Genomic DNA, 270 nt, shown 5'->3' on the forward strand with positions numbered 1-270 from the left:
CTCATGTCCGGCAGGTTGAGGTCAAGAAGAATGAGGTCGTAGTCATAGATCTTGCCCAGATCGATGCCTTCTTCGCCCAGGTCGGTCGTGTAGACGTTGAAGCCTTCCGACTTCAGCATCAGTTCGATGCTTTGGGCAGTTGCGTGATCGTCTTCAATCAACAGGACGCGCATTCGTGCCCCTCCAGGCCATAGCTTTGCGGTAACCACCCTGGCGCACGGCCGGGTAACCTTGTTCGCAGGTTAAGACGTGAAAACCTTAAGAAGGGTT

General features: G+C 54.1%; 1 protein-coding gene. It reads right to left on the bottom strand.

Translation table 11 applies throughout. The features are described from left to right. Positions 1–173: response regulator (locus CVH10_RS20830; protein ID WP_146143216.1), on the bottom strand; the 173-nt coding region annotated here is incomplete at its 3' end. Positions 174–270: the final 97 nt, after the last annotated feature.

The organism is Halomonas sp. ND22Bw, assembly GCF_003011945.1.
Classification (GTDB): Bacteria; Pseudomonadota; Gammaproteobacteria; order Pseudomonadales; family Halomonadaceae; genus Halomonas; species Halomonas halophila.